Genomic DNA, 21,449 nt, shown 5'->3' on the forward strand with positions numbered 1-21,449 from the left:
TTCTTTGCGGCGGCAAAGAAAAGTAGGTGCCGCCCCGCACAGGGGCGACGCGTGGGGCACACTAACGAATCGCGGATGCCAGCACACGCACAAGCAAACCAAAACGAACGGCTGCGCCGCGAAGGCGCCAACAGGGCTGCCATAGCAAAGACCAAAACACCAAACGGGCAACGCACAAAGCGGGGGGAGGAGAAAAGCGCGGCAACCAGCGAACGGACAATCCCCCTCGCGCCGCGAGCCGAAACCAGAACCAAACCCAGAACCAAACCAAAACCCCACGCACCGTGTACGCAACAACACGCACCGTAGTAGCGCATCGTCCCCCTCCGCGCTACGATGACATCGACAACCGAGCGCCATCGCAGTGCGCGTTCCCAGTGCATCCACCGCGCGCAGCGCACAAATCCCGAATGGCATAACGCTTGCTTGATCGAGATTGAAAAACCGAATGCGCAGCGCATTCGCCTTCTATCCGACAAAAAGAGTGGGGCGTAACATGCGATGCTATGACGAGATGCGTCAGTTCGATGACGCCGTGCGGCCGCATTATCAGCGGTTCGAACGCTGGCTCGTGCAGCAGGGCAGCGAGGCAATCGAGAGAAAGCGGGCCGAAGCCGATCTGCTGTTTCGCCGCGTCGGTATCACGTTCGCCGTCAATGGCGATCTGTCAGGCACCGAGCGGCTCATCCCGTTCGATCTGATCCCGCGCATCATCCCGCGCGGCGAGTGGCAAACGCTCGAAGCCGGCCTCCGGCAGCGCGTCCAGGCACTCAACCTCTTTATCCACGACGTCTATCACGACCGTAACATCGTCCGCGCCGGCATCGTGCCCGCCGATCAGGTCTACACCAACGCGCAATACCGGCCGGAAATGCAGGGCGTAGACGTGCCGCTCGCCGTCTATGCGCACATCGCAGGCGTCGACGTCGTGCGGGCCGGCGAGAACGGCGAGTTCTACGTGCTCGAAGACAATCTGCGCGTGCCGTCGGGCGTGTCGTACATGCTCGAGAACCGCAAGATGATGATGCGGCTCTTCCCCGAACTGTTCGTGCAGAACCGCATCGCGCCCGTTGCGCACTATCCCGATCTGCTGCTCGACACGTTGCGCTCGGTGGCGCCCGAAGGCGTCGACGATCCCGTCGTCGTCGTGCTGACGCCCGGCATGTACAACTCCGCCTACTTCGAGCACACCTTCCTCGCCCAGCAGATGGGCGTCGAACTAGTGGAAGGCAAGGATCTCTTCGTCGACGACAACTACGTGTTCATGCGCACCACGCAAGGGCCGCGGCGCGTGGACGTCATATATCGGCGGGTCGACGACGACTTTCTCGATCCGCTCGCGTTCCGCCCGGATTCGGCGCTCGGCGTGCCGGGGCTGCTGACGGCTTATCGCGCGGGGCGCGTGGCGCTTGCGAACGCGATGGGCACAGGTATCGCCGACGACAAGTCGATCTATCCGTACGTGCCCGACATGATCGAGTTCTATCTGGGCGAAAAGCCGATCCTCAACAACGTGCCGACCTACCAGTGCCGCAAGCCGGACGACCTCGCCTACACGCTCGCGCATCTGCCCGAACTTGTCGTCAAGGAAGTACATGGCGCAGGCGGTTACGGGATGCTCGTCGGGCCGGCGTCGACGTCCGCGGAAATCGAGGCGTTCCGCCAGCGGCTGATCGAAAAGCCCGCCGGCTACATCGCGCAGCCGACGCTCGCGCTGTCCGCCTGCCCGACCTTCGTCGAAGCGGGTATCGCGCCGCGCCATATCGACCTGCGTCCGTTCGTCCTGTCGGGCAAGACGGTGACGATGTGCGCGGGCGGCCTCACGCGCGTCGCGTTGCAGGAGGGCTCGCTGGTCGTCAACTCGTCGCAGGGAGGCGGTACCAAAGACACCTGGATGGTCGACTGACCACGTCCGACCGATTTTCCGAAGCGCCCGCATCCCGCGATGCGGGCGCACAGCCGACAAACCACGGGCAACCCGGCGCGCTTCGCGTCACACGGCGACGAGAGCGCGTCCAATCAACACGGAAAGCCGACATGCTGAGCCGCACCGCCGATCATCTGTTCTGGATGGCCCGTTATATGGAGCGCGCCGAGAATACCGCGCGCATGCTCGACATCAACCTGAAGGCGCAACTGCTGCCGCAGACGCCCGAGCAGGAGGAGCGCACGCAGCGCTCGGTGTTGCGCATCTCCGAGCTTGAGCACGCGTTCGCGCAGCGCTACGACGAGCCGACCCGCGAGAACGTGCTCGATTTCATGGTGGCCGATCCGACCAACCCGTCGAGCATTCATTCGTGTCTGCAGGCAGCCCGCGAAAACGCGCGTGCGGTGCGCGGCACGTTGACGACGGAATGGTGGGAAACGATCAACGATACCTGGCTCGAATTCAACGAGCGCACCGCGCACGGCGAGGTGGCGAACAACCTGTCGGCGCTGTTCGAATGGGTGAAGTTCCGCTCGCATCTGTCGCGCGGCGTGACGATCGGCACCGCGTTGCAGGACGACGCGTTCTTCTTCACGCAGCTCGGCACCTTTCTCGAACGTGCCGACAACACGGCGCGCATTCTCGACGTGCGCTTCGCCGACGCCGAACCGAACTCGCGCGAGGCTGCCCGGCAACTCGAAGACTTCTATTACTGGACGTCCATTCTGAGTTCGGTGTCGGCGCTGGAGATCTATCGCAAGGTGTATCGCGATGTCGTGACGCCCGCGCGCGTCGTCGAACTGATGATCCTGAATTCGCAGATGCCGCGCTCGCTGCTGGCGTCTCTCGATGGCGTCTGCGAAAACCTCGCGATGCTGCGCACGCAGGGCTCGAATCAATGCGAGCGTTTTGCGGGCAAGCTGCGCGCCGAACTGCTTTACTCGGATATCCGGCAGATTTTCGAAACCGGTCTGCATGCGTGGCTCACGCAGTTTCTCGCCCGCGTGTTCGAACTCGGCAACATGGTCGCGCGCACGTACCTGATGCTGCCCGTTGCCTGATGGAGTGCCCTCAATGTTTCTCACGATCCGCCACGACACCTTCTACCGCTACGAATCGACGGTCCATTACTCGATCCAGCAATTGCGCCTCACGCCGTCGAGCGGCGCTTCACAGATCGTGCGGCGCTGGACGCTCGATGCGCCCGGCAAACTCGATTCGACCTTCGACGCCTATGGCAACGTGCTGCACACGCTCGTGCTCAACAAGCAGCACGACGAGATACGCGTGCACGTGTCGGGCGAAGTCGACACGTTTGCGTTGATCGACGGCCGGCTCGGCGACGATGCGGGCGCGATTCCGCTCGAGCATTTCACCTGCGCGACACGCTTGACCGACTGCGACCCTGCGATTCGCGAACTGGCGGCGTCCGTGCCGTCGCTCGACAAGCCGGCTGCGCTGATTGCGCTGGCGGAGAAGATCATCGACCGGGTGCAGTTCGAGACGGGCGCGACAGGCGTGACGAGCACGGCGTCGCAAGCGCTCGCGCTCGGCAAGGGCGTTTGCCAGGACCACGCGCATCTGATGCTCGCGTGCTGCCGCGCGCGCGGCATTCCGGCGCGCTATGTGAGCGGCTATATCGAACCGGGCGACGTCGAGCATGCGGCGAGTCACGCGTGGGTCGATGTGTGGCTCGCGGGGACCGGCTGGATTTCCGTCGACGTCACGCACGCCGCGTTCGCCAGCGAGATGTATTGCCGGCTCGCGGCGGCGCGCGACTATGAAGCGGCGTCGCCCGTGCGCGGACGGCGCATCGGCGGACTGGAAGAAACGCTCGATGTGTCCGTTGCCGTGAAGGCGCAGGAACAGTCGCCGCAGTAAGAAGCAAGCCGCGAAACCTGGGGTCTGTTTGGGCACATATCGGCTGCAGCGTGCGAGGCGCGCGCATTACAATGGCAGCGTCCCGCGGCGCTGCCCGCGGCCTGTGCCATTTTCCGGCTCGCCCAACCGTTCGTACGGGGCAGCCGTCTGGATTCCTGTCATGACTTACTGTGTGGCGATGTGCGTCGATGAAGGGCTCGTGTTCCTGTCGGATACGCGGACCAATGCGGGCGTCGATCACATCAGCACCGCGCGCAAGATGTCGGTGTTCGAAGAGCCCGGCGAACGCATGCTGGTGCTGCTCGGCGCGGGCAACCTGTCGCTCACGCAGGCCGTGCTGCACGAGTTGTCCGAACCGTCCGGGCCTTCCGGCTCGTCAAAGCCCACGCTCTGGACCGTGCCGACCATGGCCGACGCCGCGCGCGTGGTCGGTCAGGCCGTGCGCGACGTGCACCTGCGCGAGGCGAACGCGCTGCAGGAATTCGGCGTCGACTTCAATTGCAGTTTCATTCTCGGCGGACAGATCCGTGAGAACGCGGAGAACGGCAACGGCGCCGGACAACCGCGGCCGCGTCTGTTCATGATCTACGCGGCGGGCAACTTCATCGAATCGTCGCGCGTGAACCCGTATTTTCAGATCGGCGAGTCGAAGTACGGCAAGCCGATCATCGACCGTGTTCTCGTGCCGTCCACGCCGCTCGACGAGGCCGCCAAGTGCGCGCTGATCTCGATGGACTCGACGCTGCGCTCGAACCTCTCGGTCGGGCTGCCGCTCGATCTGCTCGTCTATGAGAAAGATGCGCTGAAGGTGACGCGCTTCGTGTCGATCGATCAGGACAACGCCTACTATCAGATGATCCATCGCACGTGGGGCGAACGGCTTCGGCAGGTGTTCGGCGAGATTCCCGATCCCGACTGGCAAGTCACGGGCGACGTGCCGCAGAACGGGCATGTCGGCGAGATGGTGCTGTACCGGCCGCCTGGCGAGTTGCATGCGGACGCACAGCGCGGCACGCCGGGTGTCGACGAGCGGCCCGCCCAGACGCTCGCGCAAGCCGACAAGCCTAAAACACGCGGCTGATCACGCCGGCACGGCGCGCCCGCTTCGGGACGCAGCCACTTTTTCCACTGCAGCAATGAAAAAAGCCAGCGTTGGCTTGCGCCGCTGCTGGCTTCAGAGTACGGCTCGACGTCTCGAGCCGTGCGTCATATTGTTCTATTAGAACTTGTGACGGATACCCAGGCTGATGATTTCCTGGTTGCTCGAACCGGCCTGGTAGCCGTACGAACCAACCGATGCGCCTGCGTCGATGATTGCGCCACCGTTGCTCGCATCGCGCTGATGGCCGCTTGCGTGCTGGTATGCGCCAACCAGGTACAGGTCGGTGCGCTTCGACAGGTTGTAGTCGCCGCCCAGCGAAACCTGGTGGTAGTTCGCCGACGTGTCGCCAGCGGCGTGCGTGTAGATGTAGCCGAGGCCGATCAACATGGCCGGCGTGACCTGGTAGCCAGCGTACGCGCCTGCAACGTGGAACTTCTCTTGTTCGGCGAAGCCAGCACCCGAGAACGCATCCGGCTTGTATTGCGCGAAGCTGTAACGGATGTTGAACGTGAACGGACCCGTCACGTATTGCGCGGCTGCCGACGTGATGTCGATTGCCTTAGCCGTCGAGTAGAACTGGTTGACGTTCGAGCCGTCGAACGTGCCGTCCGACGTCACGCCCGTGCCCCACGTACCAGCGCGGCCAGCGATCGTGTTGGCGTTCGACATGTGGAAGTAGCCAGCTGCAACGCTGAACGGACCGCCCGCCCACGTTGCTGCGCCTGCCCACGACTGACCAGCGCCCGTTGCGCCAGCGACGCCGCCCAGAGCGTACATGCCTTCGAACTGGAAGCCGCTCCACACCGGCGAAACGTACTTGATGGCGTTGTTCGTACGCGAGCTGTTGTCGTTGTTGTCAACGTCGCCCGGCGTCGTGAACGTGCTGCCGAAGTAGTTGTCAGCCGTCAGCGGCTGAACCAGGTCGACCAGCGGGTCGTACTGGCGGCCAACCGTGAACGTACCGTATGCGTCGTGCGTCACACCGACATATGCCTGGCGGCCGAACAGCTTCGTGCCCGTGCCGTACGAACCCATCTTGCCGTTGTTCGGGTTGAAGCCGCTTTCCAGTTGGAAGATTGCCTTCAGGCCACCGCCGAGGTCTTCCGTACCCTTCACGCCCCAGCGGCTACCTTGCAGGTTGCCCGCTGCGAGCTGCCACAGGTTGTCGTTCGCCGGATTGGCGTTGTGAACATACTGGATCGAGTCATCGATCAAGCCATAGAGCGTCACGCTGCTTTGTGCATGTGCTGCGCCTGCAGCGCCGAGCAGTGCCAGCGAGAGCGTCGACAGTGCGATTCGTTTCATCCATTTCTCCACGCAGATGATTGGTTATCGTTGTTGCGAAACGGAGAATAGCGCAGTGTCTCGAAGTGTAAGAACTGAAAAAAATTAAGGTGTATCGAAAAACCGACAGCCCGGTAGAAGCCTTGTATCGCAAGCATGTCAACGATTGTTTCTGTTTCAGCAATATTGAATCTTTGATCGAGGATTATTGTTCTTTTTATGACAGTGATCGACGGCATCGGTACGATTTACGCCATCGGGCGCGTGTTTCGTGTAAGAAAGTTGTCTAGTCGGGTGCGGAAATTTCCGCTTCCACATTAAGCGGTCGCAAACGCCGCGAGCGCTCAGCTTGACGGTTCGGGTAGACAGTTTCGGGCGGATGTGATCGCCGCGGGCCGGTGCTTTGAAGCGGACGCTTAACGGCTGGCGTTGCCGGAAGGCGGCGTTTCGGCATCGTTCGAGGCGTTGCGGCGCCGGGCGAATGCGGCCAGGGCCATCGCGGTGCTGGCCGCGATCAGCATCGACTCCCATGGATGCCGCCGGACGTAGCGGTCCGCCGCGACGGCCCTGCGTCTTGCTTCGACGATCGTCACGGCGGCGGCGTGGGTCGCCTGCGTTTCGGCCTTGACGACCGACTTGCCGATCGACACGGCCTTGCCGATGCCCGCGTCATGCTTCGCCAGCAGTGTCGTTGCAAGGGAGGGACGCGGTGCCGGCGGGGTGGCAGAGGCAGACGGCGGCGGGCCGCCTGTTGCGCCGCTTATCGGGCCGCGTCTTGCATCAGTTGCCACCGTCGATGCGGCCAGCACGGACGCCAGCATCGCGCGGCTGCCCGGTGGCGTGGCGGGCGCCAGGCCCCAGGCGCCGCGCGGATCGTGCATGCGGCCGCGCGCGGCGGAGAACTCCGCGCCGAGCAGCAGCACCACCGCCGAGAAGTACAGCCACATCAGCAGCACGGCGAGCGAGCCGGCCGCGCCGAACGAGTTGGCCATGCCGGCATGCGCGAGGTAGAGCGCGAAGAGCTTCTTGCCCGCCGAGAACAGCGCGGCCGCCACCGTCCCGCCGACCAGCGCGTCGCGCCAGCGCACGGGCGCATCGGGAAGAAACTTGAGCAGCGCGGCGAACGCGACCGCGAGCACCATCCAGCCGACGGCCAGTTGCAGCAGATTGCCGATCACCACGTACGGCGAGTCGCCCCAGATCCAGTTGCCGATAAACGTGATCGCCGTGTCGAGCACCAGCGACACGATCAGCAGGAACGCCACGCCGAGCACGAGGCCGAACGAGATCAGCCGCACGCGCACCAGCGCGAACACGCTCGACGCGCGCGGCGTCACCGACGGCCAGACAATATTGAGCGCGCTATTCAACGACGAGAAGGTCGCGGACGCGCCCACCGCCAGCAGCACGAACGAGATGATGGCCGCCACGCCGCCCGCGCCGCCGCTGCGATGCGCGTTCTGTACGATCGTCGTGACGGCGGCAGCGGCGTCGTTGCCGAGCACGCTATGCACCTGTCGGAACAATTCGCCGCGTGCGGCTTCCGCGCCGAAGAACCAGCCGGAGACGGCGATCACCATCACGAGCGTGGGCGCGAGCGAGAACGCCGCGTAGAACGCGATGCTCGCGGCCATGGCCGCGCAGCGGTTTTCGGAGAACTGCCGCAACGCGCCGACAGCCCACGACGCCTGCTTCTTCGCGACCGTTTGCAGCTTGTCGGCTGACAGTGAGTCGAGTTCCATGGCGGTCCTTCATGACGAGGGTTGATACGTCGCACGCACAATGCGCATACACAACGCATGGCATCGCGGATTCATCGCGCGTCGTGACGCGCGCCAGGGGCATGCCGCTGACAATGGTATTACGCAAGCGTCATGCCCATCTCCCTATGCGAGTACAACAGAAGCGGGCAACAAGATTGTGCTACGTCGAGTCATCGAGCATGGATCGTGCTGCGCATCGTGTTTCCTCTGCTTACGAACGTCCGGAAACGACTTATACTTTTTTCACCTCCCCACAAATAGAACCAGAGGCGATCATGTTGCAAATGTCCCGCCGTCAGTTCCTGAAAGTGACGGCAAGCACGCTGGCCGGATCGAGTTTGGCCCTGATGGGCTTCTCACCGGAACCCGCGCTCGCCGAAGTCCGACAGTACAAACTGGCTCGTACCACCGAAACGCGCAACACGTGTCCTTATTGCTCCGTCGGCTGCGGCATCCTGATGTACGGCCTCGGCGACGGCGCGAAGAACGCGACCGCCAGCATCATCCACATTGAAGGCGACCCGGACCACCCGGTCAATCGCGGCACGCTGTGCCCGAAAGGGGCGAGCCTGATCGACTTCATCCATAGCCCGAGCCGTCTGAAGTATCCCGAGTATCGGGCTGCCGGTTCCGATCAGTGGCAACGCATCTCGTGGAACGACGCGCTCGACCGCATCGCGAAGCTGATGAAGGAAGACCGCGACGCGAATTTCGTCGAAAACACGCCCGACGGCAAGAAGGTCAACCGCTGGCTGACCACGGGCATGCTGGCGGCCTCGGCGGGCAGCAACGAGGTCGGCTATCTGACGCACAAGACTGTGCGCAGCATGGGGATGCTCGCGTTCGACAACCAGGCGCGTGTCTGACATGGCCCGACGGTGGCAGGTCTTGCCCCGACGTTTGGCCGTGGAGCGATGACGAACCATTGGGTCGACATCAAGAACGCGGACGTGATTCTGGTGATGGGCGGCAATGCAGCCGAGGCGCACCCGTGCGGTTTCAAATGGGTGACCGAGGCGAAGGCGCACAACAAGGCGAAGCTGATGGTCGTCGATCCGCGCTTTACGCGCACGGCTTCCATCGCGGACTTCTATGCGCCGATCCGCACGGGCACGGACATCGCGTTCCTGGGCGGTGTGATCAACTATCTGCTGACCAATGACAAGATCCAGCACGAGTACGTGAAGAACTACACGGACATGCCGTTTATCGTCCGTGAAGACTTTGCGTTCAACGACGGTATCTTCTCTGGCTACGACGCGAACGCGCACAAGTACGCAGACAAATCGACGTGGGATTACGAGCGCGGCGACGACGGGTTCGTCAAGGTCGACATGACGCTGCAGAATCCGCGCTGCGTGTACAACCTGCTCAAGCAGCACTATTCGCGCTATACGCCCGAGATGGTCGAAAAGACCTGCGGCACGCCGAAAGACAAATTCCTGCACGTCTGCGAGACGCTCGCCACCACGGCGACGCCCGGCCGCGCGGGCACGATTCTCTATGCGCTCGGCTGGACGCATCATTCGATCGGCGCGCAGATGATCCGCACGGGCGCGATGGTGCAACTGCTGCTGGGCAATATCGGCATCGCGGGCGGCGGGATGAACGCATTGCGCGGCCACTCGAACATTCAGGGGTTGACGGACCTGGGCCTGATGTCGAATTTGCTGCCCGGCTACATGACGCTGCCGAACGAGCCGGAACAGGATTTCGACGCCTATATCAAGAAGCGCGCAGCGCAGCCGCTGCGGCCCAACCAGTTGAGCTACTGGAAGAATTACCGCGCCTTCCACGTGAGCATGATGAAGTCCTGGTGGGGCGACGCCGCGACGGCCGACAACAACTGGGGCTTCGACTATTTGCCGAAGCTCGACAAGCCGTACGATCTGCTGCAGACCATCGAGCTGATGTACCAGGGCAAGATGAACGGCTACATCTGCCAGGGCTTCAATCCGCTCGCGGCCGCGCCGAACAAGGCAAAGACGTCGGCGGCCCTGGCGAAGCTGAAGTGGCTCGTCATCATGGACCCGCTGGCAACGGAAACGTCCGAATTCTGGAAGAACCACGGCGAATACAACGACGTCGATGCATCGAAGATCCAGACGGAAGTGTTCCGGCTGCCGACCACCTGCTTCGCCGAAGAACGGGGTTCGCTCGTGAGTTCGAGCCGCGTGCTGCAATGGCACTGGCAGGGCGTGGAAGGCCCGGGCGAGGCGCGCAGCGATCTGGAAATCATGTCGGGCCTCTTCCTGCGCATGCGCCGCGCGTACAAGGAGCAGGGCGGCAAGTATCCCGATCCCATCGTCAACCTGAACTGGACGTATGCGCATCCTGACAGTCCCACGCCCGAAGAGATCGCGATGGAGTTCAGCGGCAAGGCGCTCGCGGACCTGCCCGATCCCAAAGATCCCGCCAAGGTGCTCGTCAAGAAGGGCGACCAGTTGGCCGGTTTCGCGCAACTGAAGGACGACGGCACGACGGCGAGCGGCTGCTGGATCTTCTGTGGCGCGTGGACCCAGAACGGCAACCAGATGGGCCGGCGCGACAACAGCGACCCGACGGGCATTGGCCAGACGCTCGGCTGGGCGTGGGCGTGGCCGGCGAACCGGCGGGTGCTGTACAACCGCGCGTCGTGCGACCTGAACGGCAAGCCGTTCGACCCGAAACGCAAGCTGATCGCGTGGAACGGCACGAGCTGGAGCGGGCCCGACATTCCCGACTACAAAATCGATGAGGCGCCTGAAAACGGCATGGGACCGTTCATCATGAATCCCGAAGGCGTCGCGCGTTTCTTCGCACGCGACGGGATGAACGAAGGGCCTTTCCCCGAGCACTACGAACCGTTCGAAACACCGCTCGGCTACAACACGTTCCATCCGGACAATCCGCTGGCGACGAACAATCCGGCTGCGCGCGTGTTCCCGGACGACCGCAAGGCGTTCGGCAAGGCGGCCAGTTTTCCGCATACGGCGACCACCTATCGTCTGACGGAACACTTCCACTTCTGGACCAAGCATGCGCGCCTGAACGCGATCATCCAGCCGCAGCAGTTCGTCGAAATCGGCGAGGACCTCGCCAGGCAGGTCGGCGTGGTGGCGGGCGACCGCGTGAAGGTGTCGAGCAATCGCGGGTACATCATCGCCGTGGCCGTCGTGACGAAACGGATCAAGCCGCTGATGATCGACGGCAAGAAGGTGCAGACGGTCGGCATTCCGTTGCATTGGGGTTTCAAGGGGCTCACCAAGCCGGGCTACATCACTAACACGTTGACGCCTGTCGTGGCCGACGCGAATTCGCAGACACCGGAATTCAAGTCGTTCCTCGTGAAGGTCGAGAAGGCATAGGGGAGGCGTCATGGCATTTCAATCGCTTGATATCAGACGCATCTCCGCCACGACCGTGCAGCCGACGTCGGTGCGCGAGCCCGTCACCGGGGAAGTCGCGAAGCTGATCGATGTGACCAAGTGCATCGGCTGCAAGGCGTGCCAGACGGCGTGCATGGAGTGGAACGACCTGCGCGACGAGGTCGGCATCACGACGGGCGTCTACGACAATCCGCGCGACCTCACCGAGCATTCATGGACGGTGATGCGCTTCACCGAGTACGAGAACCCGAAAGGCGATCTGGAGTGGCTGATCCGCAAGGACGGCTGCATGCACTGCGAAGATCCCGGTTGCCTGAAGGCGTGTCCGTCACCGGGCGCGATCGTGCAGTACACGAACGGCATCGTGGATTTCCACGAGGAGAACTGCATTGGCTGCGGCTACTGCATTGCCGGCTGCCCGTTCAATATTCCGCGCTTATCGAAGGCCGATCATCGCGTCTACAAGTGCACGCTCTGCTCGGATCGCGTCGGCGTGGGCCAGGAGCCGGCGTGCGTGAAGACGTGCCCGACGGGCGCGATCGTGTTCGGCACCAAGGTCGACATGATCCAGCACGCGGAGGAGCGCATCGTCGACCTGAAGGAGCGCGGCTTCGAGCACGCCGGACTGTATAACCCGGCGGGCGTGGGCGGCACGCACGTGATGTACGTGCTGCATCACGCGGATCAGCCGTCGCTCTATCACGGCCTGCCCGACGATCCGCACATCAGTCCCTTCGTGAAGCTGTGGAAGGGCGTCGCCAAGCCGCTCGCCGTCGCGGTGATGGCGCTGACGGCGCTGGCGGGCTTCTTCCACTACACGCGCGTCGGTCCGAACGAAGTCAGCGACGAAGACGAAGACGCCGCCCGCAACGCCGCGCGCGATATCCGCGAACGGCGCGAGCACAAGCCCGAGGAGCCCGTCAAATGAAACATCATCGGCATGAGAACCCGGACCTGATCGTGCGCTATACGCCTAACGAGCGCACGAATCACTGGATCACGGCAATCACGTTCGTGCTGCTTGCGCTGTCGGGCCTCGCGATGTTTCATCCGTCGATGTTCTGGTTGTCCGCGCTGTTCGGCGGCGGACAATGGACGCGCATCCTGCATCCGTTCATCGGCCTCGTGATGTTCGTGTCGTTCATGATCCTTGCGCTGCGCTTCTGGCATCACAACTACCTCGATGCCGACGACCGGCAGTGGCTGCGCCAGATCGACGACGTGCTCACCAACCGCGAAGACAGGCTGCCCGAAGTCGGCAGATACAACGCTGGTCAGAAGCTGCTGTTCTTTGTGCTGGTGCTGTGCCTGGTGTTGTTGCTGCTAAGCGGCATCGTCATCTGGCGCGCGTATTTCGCGTTCTATTTCCCGATCGACGTGGTGCGCGTCGCGGCCGTGATTCACGCGCTGAGCGCGTTCGTGCTGATCTGCAGCATCATCGTGCATATCTACGCGGCGATATGGGTGAAGGGCTCGATGGGCGCGATGGTGCGCGGCACGGTGACGCTCGGCTGGGCGCGCAAGCATCATCCGAAGTGGTTTCGCGAGAGCATCAAGTGACGTGTGCGCGGCGCGCGCCTGGCCGGTAACGCGCGCTGCGTCTGCATATCTGCTACTGTTGACGCCATCCATGTTTCTGACTAGCAGGAAGCTGAATTGGTGCAACGCATCCTGGACCCCGGCCAGATCGAATCGATCGATCATTCCGCCATTCCGCGCCTGCGCATGCCGGAGCGCGCGACCCTATTCTCGACGCGCGCCGCGCGTCTTCGCCAACTGGCGGGCGCAAGTCCGATCGGCGGCTATATCCGGCTGATGGCGGCGCTAGCCGACGCGCAGCAGCAAACGCTCGCGCCGATCAGTGCGACGCTGCCTTCCGCCGAATCCATCAGCCTCGCGCAGCAGCATTCGATGCCCATCGCGCCCGCGACCACGGCGGAGCGCGATCCGTTGTGGCGCGACGTATTGCAGCGTCTGCTCGATCGCGTCGAAGCGGCGGGGCTGGTGACGCCCATGCTCGCCCGCGTGATCGACGACTTGCGCGTAAAAAGCGCGGAAGAGCTCGACGCACTCGCCGACGCGATCCTCGCCTTGCGCTTCAACGAAGTCGAGCCGGCGTCCGCGCCGTTCGTGATGGCGGCACTGCAGGTGGTGTGGACGGACATCGCGAGCCGTATCGACCCGCGCGCCGTGCCGTATCTGGACACCCCGGGCGCGTGTCCCGTGTGCGGCGTGCCGCCCGTTGCGAGCATCGTGCGCGTCGGCGGGCAGTTCGAGGGCTATCGCTATGTGCAATGCGGCCTGTGCTCGACCGAATGGCATGTGGTGCGCGTCAAGTGTACGAATTGCGACTCGACGAAGGGCATCGCGTATCACGGCATCGACGGCGGCAGCGAAGCGCTGAAGGCCGAATCATGCGACGAGTGCCACACGTATCGCAAGATCGGCTATCAGGAGAAAGACTACGACTTCGAGCCGCTTGCCGACGACCTCTCGAGCCTCACGCTCGATCTGCTGATGAACGAAGCAGGCTACAAGCGCAGCAGTCCGAATCCGCTGTTGTGGCCGGAAGTGCCTTCGGAAGAGTGAACGGTCGTTGTAGCAAACCGCGCGGGGGACGCAAGCGTGAGCGAAGTGTCGGGAAACGAGTTGAACAGGGACATGCGCGCATTGCTCGCGCGAGTGCCCGCCGTCGAACGTGTGCTGTCGTCGGCACAGGTGCAGCCTTTGATCGGGGAATACGGCCGCACGCAGGTCGTCGACGCGATACGCACGGCCGCCGATTCGCTCAGGCGCGACCTTCTCGCGGGCATGTCTTTCGATGAATCGTCCAGCTTCGAAGCGAAGCTGGTCGACGATGCATCGCGCACGCTCGCCGCGCGCGCACGGCCTCATTTACGCGCGGTGTTCAATCTCACGGGCACCGTTTTGCATACGAATCTCGGGCGCGCACTGCTGCCCGACGAAGCCGTGCGCGCCGTAGTCGAAGCGCTCACGCGGCCGATGAACCTCGAGTTCGATCTCGCCACGGGCAGCCGCGGTGATCGCGACGATCTGATCGACGAACTCATCTGCGAACTGACGGGCGCCGAGGCGGCGACGGTCGTCAACAACAACGCGGCGGCCGTGCTGCTGACGTTGTCGGCGCTCGCGTCGAAGAAGGAAGTGGTGGTGTCGCGCGGCGAACTGGTCGAGATCGGCGGCGCGTTCCGCATTCCCGACATCATGTCGCGCGCGGGCGCGAAGCTGCGCGAGATCGGCACGACGAACCGCACGCATCTGAAGGATTACGACGAAGCGATCAATGCACGCACTGCGCTGCTGATGAAGGTTCACTGCAGCAACTATGCGATTGAAGGCTTCACGAAAAGCGTGTCCGTCGATGAAGTCGCGCAACTCGCGCATGCGCGCGGCCTGCCGATGGCCGTCGATCTCGGCAGCGGCACGCTCGTCGATCTCGCGCAGTTCGGTTTGCCGACCGAGCCGACCGTGCGCGAGACGGTCGAAGCGGGCGCCGGTCTCGTGACCTTCAGCGGCGACAAGCTGCTCGGTGGGCCGCAGGCGGGCTTGATCGTGGGGCGCGCCGAGTTGATCCGCAAGATCAAGAAGCATCCGCTCAAGCGGGCGCTGCGCGTCGGCAAGCTGACGCTCGCGGCGCTCGAACCTGTGCTGCAGCTTTATCGCGCGCCCGAGCGGTTGCGCGAGCGGCTGACCACTTTGCGTCTCTTGACGCGTCCCGCCGCCGACATGCAGGAACAGGCGGCGCGCGTGCAGGCCGTGCTGCAACGCGCGCTCGGCGAAACGTACAGCGTGACGGCCGAGCCGATGATGAGTCAGATAGGCAGCGGCGCGTTGCCTGTCGATCAGTTGCCGAGCTTCGGTCTTGCGATACGCAATGCGGCGGGCAAGCGCGGCGGGCGCGCGCTGATGAAGCTCGAAGAAGCGCTGCGCGGATTGCCGCGACCGGTGCTCGGACGGATTGCCGACGACGCGCTGCGCCTCGATCTGCGCTGCCTCGAAGCCGCCGACGAAGCCGCGTTTATCGCGCAATGCGCGGAGTTGCGGATATGATCGTCGGCACGGCGGGCCATATCGACCACGGCAAGACGACGCTGGTGCGCGCGCTGACGGGCGTCGACACCGACCGGCTGAAAGAGGAGAAGGCGCGCGGCATTTCGATCGAACTCGGCTACGCCTACACGCCGCTCGACAACGGCGACGTACTCGGCATGATCGACGTGCCGGGCCACGAAAAGCTCGTGCATACGATGGCGGCGGGCGCGTGCGGCATCGACTATGCGCTGCTCGTGATCGCCGCCGACGACGGCATCATGCCGCAGACGCGCGAGCATCTGGCGATCCTGCAACTGCTTGGCGTCACGCGCGGCGCTCTCGCTCTGACCAAGACCGATCGCGCGGATGCTGCCCGCATCGCGCAGGTGCACGGCGAGATTCGCGCGTGGCTCGCGGCGACGCCGTTCGCCGATGCGCCCATCTTCGATACGAACGCGACCTCATCCGACGATCCCGGCGTGCGCGCGCTGTCGAATCACCTGCGCGATGTAGCCGTTGCATGGCACGCGCGGCGCGACGACGGACTGTTTCGTCTCGCCGTCGACCGTGTGTTCACGCTGGCCGGGCAGGGCACGATCGTGACGGGCACGGTGTTCGCCGGGCGGGTCGCGACGGGCGACACGTTGATGCTCGAACCGGCGCACCGTGCCGTGCGCGTGCGCAGCATTCATGCGCAAAACCGCGCGGCCGATGTCGGACGCGCGGGACAGCGCTGTGCGCTCAATCTTGCCGGTGTCGACAAAGATGCGATTGCGCGCGGCGACTGGATCGTCGACGGGCGGCTTGCGAAACCCGGTGAGCGCTTCGACGTCGAGTTGACGCTGCTCGCGGACGCGGACATCACGTTGCAACACTGGGCGCCGCTGCATGTGCATATCGGTACGCTGCATCGTGTCGCGCATGTGGCGCTGCTCGAAGGCGACACGCTCGCGGCCGGTTGCAGCGCACGCGTGCAACTGGTGTTCGATGCACCCGTCTGCGCGTTACCGGGCGATCGCTTCATCGTGCGCAATGCGCAGGCGACGCGCACGGTCGGCGGCGGGCGCGTGCTCGATCCATTCGGGCCGCCGCGCAAACGCAGGACGGCGGAACGGCGCGCGTGGCTCGATGCGTTGCAGGCGTGGCTCGACGACGGCCGCATCGGCCCGCTGCTCGAAGAGGCGCCGCGCGGCGTCACGCGTTCGATGCTGACGCAACTGACGGGGCTGCCCGCCGACTCACTGCCGCTGGCTGCCGATGCCGACGAGATTGCGCTTCACGGCAAGGACGCGGGCGATGCCGTCGTCGTGTTGCGCACGCACTGGGCGCGGCTGAGATCGAATGTGATCGCGGCGCTCGATCAATATCATGAGCGCTCGCCCGACGAACTGGGACCGGATGCCGCGCGCTTACGGCGCATCGCGGCGCCGCTGGTGCCCGACGCGATGTGGCGCGCGCTGGTCGATTCGCTCGTGGCCGACGGTGTGGTCGCGAGGAGCGGGCCGTGGCTGCATTTGCCAGGTCATTCGATTGCGCTCGATTCGAACGAGCAAGGTCTCGCCGACAGCTTGCTGCCGCTGCTTCTGGAAGGCCGCTTCGATCCGCCATGGGTACGCGATCTCGCGAAGACGACGGGACGGGAAGAAGATGCCGTGCGTCAGGTGTTGCGCAAGCTCGCGCGGCAAGGCGACGTGCATCAGGTGGTTCGCGATCTGTTCTATCACCGCGACGTGGTGCATGAGCTTGCGCGGCTGGTTGCAGGGATTGCGAATGGGCATGGCGGCGCGTTGGGCGCATCGGGGTTTCGCGACGCGACCGGGCTGGGGCGCAAGCGCGCGATACAGATTCTGGAATTCTTCGATCGCATCGGCTATACGCGCTTTCAACGCGACGTTCACTGGCTGAGGCCGGATTCGCAGTTGCACGAGGCAATTGTGTGCGAAGCGGGTGCGTGATGTGGAGCCGCGCGGCTGTGCGCGCCACGGATGTGGTTGTTTTTAGCGCTCGCTATAATCGGTTGCCGAAAGTTTGTGGTTGAGGTGAGGCGTCAACGGAAGGCATTCGTATCTGGTGGTGCGGCTGGGCTTCAAACCCAGTAGGGGGTGTCAGCCACTCTCTGGTCGGTTCGACTCCGGCTGCCTTCCGCCCAAGGGTTGTGGGACTTCAAAATAGGCGGTCGCAACGTCAAACGGGCTGGGGCCAGTTGCCTTGGAGAACGGCGACGAAAAAAATGATGGACCGTATGCGGCCATGTCCAGCCAGTCGCCGCTTGTTGCTTATGGCTGCTGGAGCGTTGGTTCGGCTCTCAACAAAAGCCAGTTGCATGTACACGAACGAAGGCTCATTTTTTTTTGCTGGACTGGTCGTCCTCGCCACTTGATCGTAGCCAATCGACGAAAGCCCTCATATGCACAGGCTTATCGGCATCCAGCGGTACCAACGCAAAGTAAGTCGCTCCCTTCGAAGTCAGATCGGGAAACGGTTTCTGTAGACGCCCTGCAGTGCAATCCGCATCGAGCGTTGGAAATGGTCCGATACCAAAACCGAGGCCGTCGACCACGGCCTGCAAGGTCACAAAAAAGTGATCGAATCTCAAGGTTCGACTGGCCCGAAGCGTCGGTTGACCGACGGCTTGGGTCCATCTCTCCCAATCGCTCGGACGCGATTCCGTGGTGAGCCATGTTTCTGCGGCAAGTTGTTCGACCGACGATATCGTGGTTTGCTCGATCAGCGCCGGGCTCGCGATCACCGTGTTGCGCTCCTCAAATAATGGCCATGCCTGATATTGCCCGTCTGCGGGCACTTCGCGACGAATCGCCAGATCGAAACTGCCGCGCAGTGCGGAATCGGTCGTCAGTGTCGTGGAGACGCGCACATCCACATCCGGGCAGATCGCCGTGAACAAGGGCAGACGAGGAATCAGCCAGCGCATCGCAACCGTCGCCGCCGCGCTGACCCGAATCACTTTACGGTGCCGGCTCTTGCCATAGCGTTCCGCCGCATCCGCGATGTGGTCGAAAGCCGCGCTCACTTCTCGCGCAAAGGCTCGTGCGTGCCCGGATGCGACCATGCTTTGCCCATCGCGCACGAACAGAGGCTGGCCGAGCCAGTCTTCAAGGATGGTGATATGACGGCTCACGGCGCCGTGCGTCAGGTTGAGCTCACGCGCGGCTGCTGAGTAGCTGCCCGCGCGCGCGGCGACTTCGAATACGCGCAGGGCGTTGAGTGGGGGAAGCTTCGAGCGCATGTGTGAGTTTATTTAACGCAATCCGGATAATTTTGTCGATTGTGTGAGTAGATTGATCATCATACGCTGACGTCACTTCATTCAGAAAGGTGTCCCCATGACCCAGCAGATCACCGTCAACTCTCGAACTTATCAATTGCCCTCTGCGCCGACGATCGTGGTGTGTGTCGACGGCTGCGAGCAGGAATACATAAATCAGGCGATCCTGGCCGGCAAAGCGCCGTTTCTGGCGAGCTTGCGTTCGCTCGGCACCGTGCTGGACGGGGACTGCGTCGTGCCGTCGTTCACCAACCCGAACAATCTGTCGATCGTCACGGGCGCGCCGCCGTCGGTACATGGCATTTGCGGCAATTTCTTTTTCGACGAGGAGACGCAGACGGAAGTCCTGATGAACGATGCCAAATACCTGCGCGCGCCCACCATTCTTGCGGAGATGGCTCGCGCGGGTCAGCGCGTCGTGGTCGTTACCGCGAAGGACAAGCTGCGCAGTCTGCTCGGACACCGGCTGGAAGGGATCTGCTTTTCGGCTGAAAAGGCCGACCAGGTGACCCTCGACGAGCACGGTATCGAGAACATCGTGGCGAGAGTCGGCATGCCTGTGCCCTCCGTGTACAGCGCAGAACTTTCGGAGTTCGTGTTTGCCGCCGGGCTTTCCATCTTGTGTGAAGAGCGCCCTGATCTGATGTACCTCTCTACAACGGATTACGTCCAGCATAAGCACGCGCCCGGCACGCCAGAAGCCAACGCTTTCTACGCGATGATGGACGATTATCTGGCGCGCTATCACGCCGAGGGTGCCGTGTTGGCCATCACGGCTGACCATGGCATGAATGCGAAGACCGATGCCATCGGCCGGCCAAATATCGTGTTTCTGCAAGATAGGCTCGATGTGCGATACGGCGCGCACGCGACGCGCGTGCTCCTGCCCATCACTGATCCGTATGTCGTGCATCACGGCGCGCTGGGCTCCTACGCTACGGTGTACCTGCGCGATCGAGGCGAACAGAAACAGTGCGACGTGGCGGCGTTTCTCGAGGCTATCGATGGCGTCGAGGCGGTACTGACCCGTGCACAGGCTAGCGAGCGATTCGAGTTGCCGCCCGACAGGATCGGTGAACTCGTGGTGCTCGGCGAAAGGCTCACGGTGCTCGGCAGCGCGGCCGACAAACATGACCTGTCCGGGCTCACCGTGCCGCTGCGCTCCCACGGCGGCGTGTCCGAACAGAAAGTGCCGCTCATCTTCAATCGCAAGCTCGGTGGCAGCGACGGCAGGCGGCGCTTGCGCAATTTCGATGTCATCGATCTCGCGCTCAATCACCTCGTCCGATAACGAAAAACGGTTAGCGCGGCAAAGACCGCGCGCCCCATGGAGACAGTAATGCCCACAGATACGCCTGATGCGTTGCAATACACGTCCATCAAAAGGAGCACGACGTTCGCGCAATATAAGTGGCGTGCGTTGATCGGCGTGACCTTTTGCTACCTGTTCTACTACACCGGCCGGCAGACGCTGGGTTTTGCCGTTGCCGGTATTCAGCACGACTACGGTCTATCGAAGTACGAGATTGGCTGGATCAGCGCGACCATGCTCTGGTGCTATGCCGGCGGCCAGTTCATCAACGGCAATCTGGGTGACAAGCTGGGTGGCAAGACGATGATGATCGCCGGGGCTGTCCTCTCACTTGCGGCGAACTGGCTATTTAGTTTCGGTCACACATTCCTGTTCTTTCTGGTGGCGTGGGGGCTCAACGGTTATTTTCAGTCGATGGGTTTCGCGCCTGGCAGCCGCCTGCTATCCAACTGGTGGGATCACAAACATCGCGGTTTTGTCTATGGCGTTTATGTGGGCTTCTCCGGATTCTCTTCGGTGCTCGCTTACGTTTTTCCGGTCATCATTCTGGGTACGATGCAACTCGGCTGGGTCTGGATATTCCGTCTCGCGCCGCTTTCCATGCTGCTGGGCGCACTGGTGTTGTTGCTATTTGTTTCTGAACGACCGGAGGCTCTGCATCTGCCGGCTGCTGAAAAATCGGAAGAGGCAACCTCTCTGGCGGAGTCGGAGGATGAGTTGACGAGCTCGCAGCGATACGCGCTTGTGATGAAGAACTGGAGGCTCTACATCACGGGTCTCGCAATCGGTTTCCAGAACGCCGCACGGTACGCGTTGGTGGTCTGGGTGCCGGTCCATTTTCTCGGCATGGACTGGAAGACTTCATCGGCGCTGATCGACCCGAAATGGATCACGGTCGCGTTACCGGTGGGCATGGCGCTCGGCTCGCTGTCGAATAGCTGGATATCCGACGTATTGTTTCAAGGGCGCCGCTATATGGCGATCGTCTGGTACATGGTGCTGGCCTGTGCGACGGCAATCTTCATGATGTTCGTGCCGCACGGTAGTATGTTTGCGATCGTGCTTCTGTTTTTGTGCGGCTTTTTTGTCTTCGGGCCGGCGTCGTCTTTCTGGGCCTTGTGTCCTGATATTTTCGGGCGCCGCGCTGCGGGGACAGCAACAGGTGTGCTAAACACCATGTCGTACATGTTCGCTGGCATCGGCGAACCGGTTATCGGCCACATTATCGATGCCACCGGCCATACGTCGATCATCTTTCCGATTGTCGCAGGGCTTTGCGCAGCAAGCGCAGTGCTTTCGATGCTGATCAAGCGCTGAGGAATCGCGTCGCCCGAACCTGGCTGGACTTCTCGATGCTTTTGCGTTGCTGCGAGTCGATTCGTGGACGGCTGTTCTTTCTCGGGAGCGGCCGTTTGAAGCGTGCTGACTCGAACGGCCGAGTTGGGTCGACTTCTGTCGAACGCAGTCGGGCCG

Annotated in this window: 15 protein-coding genes and 1 tRNA gene; 13 read left to right on the forward strand and 3 right to left on the reverse strand. The window is 62.9% G+C overall.

Annotation, left to right across the window (positions count from 1 at the left end):
- Positions 1-496: 496 nt before the first annotated feature.
- The 4 genes from KFO72_RS07920 (at position 497) to KFO72_RS07935 (ending at position 4,889) form a co-directional block, all read left to right on the forward strand.
- Positions 497-1,906 carry a circularly permuted type 2 ATP-grasp protein gene (locus tag KFO72_RS07920; protein ID WP_054932819.1) on the forward strand — a complete coding sequence of 470 codons (1,410 nt, stop codon included), beginning with the start codon at positions 497-499 and terminating at the stop codon, positions 1,904-1,906.
- A 131-nt stretch (positions 1,907-2,037) separates the two neighbouring features.
- Positions 2,038-2,988, forward strand: coding sequence for an alpha-E domain-containing protein (locus tag KFO72_RS07925; protein WP_036000265.1), 951 nt, complete (start codon positions 2,038-2,040; stop codon positions 2,986-2,988).
- Between the two features lie 13 nt (positions 2,989-3,001).
- Positions 3,002-3,808 carry a transglutaminase family protein gene (locus KFO72_RS07930; protein ID WP_054932817.1) on the forward strand — a complete coding sequence of 269 codons (807 nt, stop codon included), beginning with the start codon at positions 3,002-3,004 and terminating at the stop codon, positions 3,806-3,808.
- Positions 3,809-3,968: 160 nt separating this feature from the next.
- A complete protein-coding gene (locus tag KFO72_RS07935; RefSeq protein WP_054932816.1) occupies positions 3,969-4,889 on the forward strand; it encodes a proteasome-type protease in 921 nt (306 codons plus the stop codon).
- Positions 4,890-5,027: 138 nt separating this feature from the next.
- Here the strand turns inward: KFO72_RS07935 and KFO72_RS07940 are convergent, their stop codons facing one another.
- Entirely contained in the window at positions 5,028-6,215 is a 1,188-nt protein-coding gene (locus KFO72_RS07940) for a porin (RefSeq protein WP_054932815.1), read from the reverse strand.
- Between the two features lie 395 nt (positions 6,216-6,610).
- The gene (locus KFO72_RS07945; protein WP_107200521.1) at positions 6,611-7,936 is read right to left on the reverse strand and encodes a YihY/virulence factor BrkB family protein; all 1,326 of its coding nucleotides are present in this window, start codon (positions 7,934-7,936) and stop codon (positions 6,611-6,613) included.
- Positions 7,937-8,232: 296 nt separating this feature from the next.
- Here KFO72_RS07945 and fdnG point away from each other — a divergent pair, with 296 nt between their 5' ends.
- From fdnG to KFO72_RS07980, 7 genes are all read left to right on the forward strand, one after another.
- Positions 8,233-11,304 (forward strand): formate dehydrogenase-N subunit alpha, encoded by a 3,072-nt coding sequence (gene fdnG, locus KFO72_RS07950; protein ID WP_146174342.1) that lies wholly within the window; start codon positions 8,233-8,235, stop codon positions 11,302-11,304.
- 10 nt (positions 11,305-11,314) lie between these two features.
- Entirely contained in the window at positions 11,315-12,253 is a 939-nt protein-coding gene (gene fdxH, locus KFO72_RS07955) for a formate dehydrogenase subunit beta (RefSeq protein ID WP_054932811.1), read from the forward strand.
- On the forward strand, positions 12,250-12,885 hold the full coding sequence (locus tag KFO72_RS07960; RefSeq protein WP_054932810.1) for a formate dehydrogenase subunit gamma: 636 nt from the start codon (positions 12,250-12,252) through the stop codon (positions 12,883-12,885). Before fdxH ends, KFO72_RS07960 begins: the two co-directional genes overlap by 4 nt.
- A gap of 96 nt (positions 12,886-12,981) precedes the next feature.
- Complete coding sequence (gene fdhE, locus KFO72_RS07965) at positions 12,982-13,914, forward strand: formate dehydrogenase accessory protein FdhE (protein WP_054932809.1); 933 nt, start codon at positions 12,982-12,984, stop codon at positions 13,912-13,914.
- A 36-nt stretch (positions 13,915-13,950) separates the two neighbouring features.
- The gene (selA, locus tag KFO72_RS07970; protein ID WP_225031834.1) at positions 13,951-15,396 is read left to right on the forward strand and encodes an L-seryl-tRNA(Sec) selenium transferase; all 1,446 of its coding nucleotides are present in this window, start codon (positions 13,951-13,953) and stop codon (positions 15,394-15,396) included.
- Positions 15,393-17,333, forward strand: coding sequence for a selenocysteine-specific translation elongation factor (gene selB / locus KFO72_RS07975; protein WP_225031835.1), 1,941 nt, complete (start codon positions 15,393-15,395; stop codon positions 17,331-17,333). The genes selA and selB overlap by 4 nt, the downstream gene beginning before the upstream one ends.
- A 97-nt stretch (positions 17,334-17,430) precedes the next feature.
- A tRNA-Sec gene (locus KFO72_RS07980) sits at positions 17,431-17,523 on the forward strand.
- Between the two features lie 196 nt (positions 17,524-17,719).
- On the opposite strand, the gene KFO72_RS07985 is transcribed toward KFO72_RS07980, so the two are convergent.
- On the reverse strand, positions 17,720-18,625 hold the full coding sequence (locus KFO72_RS07985; protein ID WP_225031836.1) for a LysR substrate-binding domain-containing protein: 906 nt from the start codon (positions 18,623-18,625) through the stop codon (positions 17,720-17,722).
- Positions 18,626-18,722: 97 nt separating this feature from the next.
- Here KFO72_RS07985 and phnA point away from each other — a divergent pair, with 97 nt between their 5' ends.
- Positions 18,723-19,955, forward strand: coding sequence for a phosphonoacetate hydrolase (phnA, locus tag KFO72_RS07990; protein WP_225031837.1), 1,233 nt, complete (start codon positions 18,723-18,725; stop codon positions 19,953-19,955).
- A gap of 48 nt (positions 19,956-20,003) precedes the next feature.
- Positions 20,004-21,293 carry an MFS transporter gene (locus tag KFO72_RS07995; protein WP_225031838.1) on the forward strand — a complete coding sequence of 430 codons (1,290 nt, stop codon included), beginning with the start codon at positions 20,004-20,006 and terminating at the stop codon, positions 21,291-21,293.
- The last annotated feature ends 156 nt before the right edge of the window (positions 21,294-21,449 follow it).

Origin of the sequence: Paraburkholderia sp. XV (assembly GCF_020177535.1) — a bacterium.
GTDB classification, from domain to species: domain Bacteria; phylum Pseudomonadota; class Gammaproteobacteria; order Burkholderiales; family Burkholderiaceae; genus Paraburkholderia; species Paraburkholderia caribensis.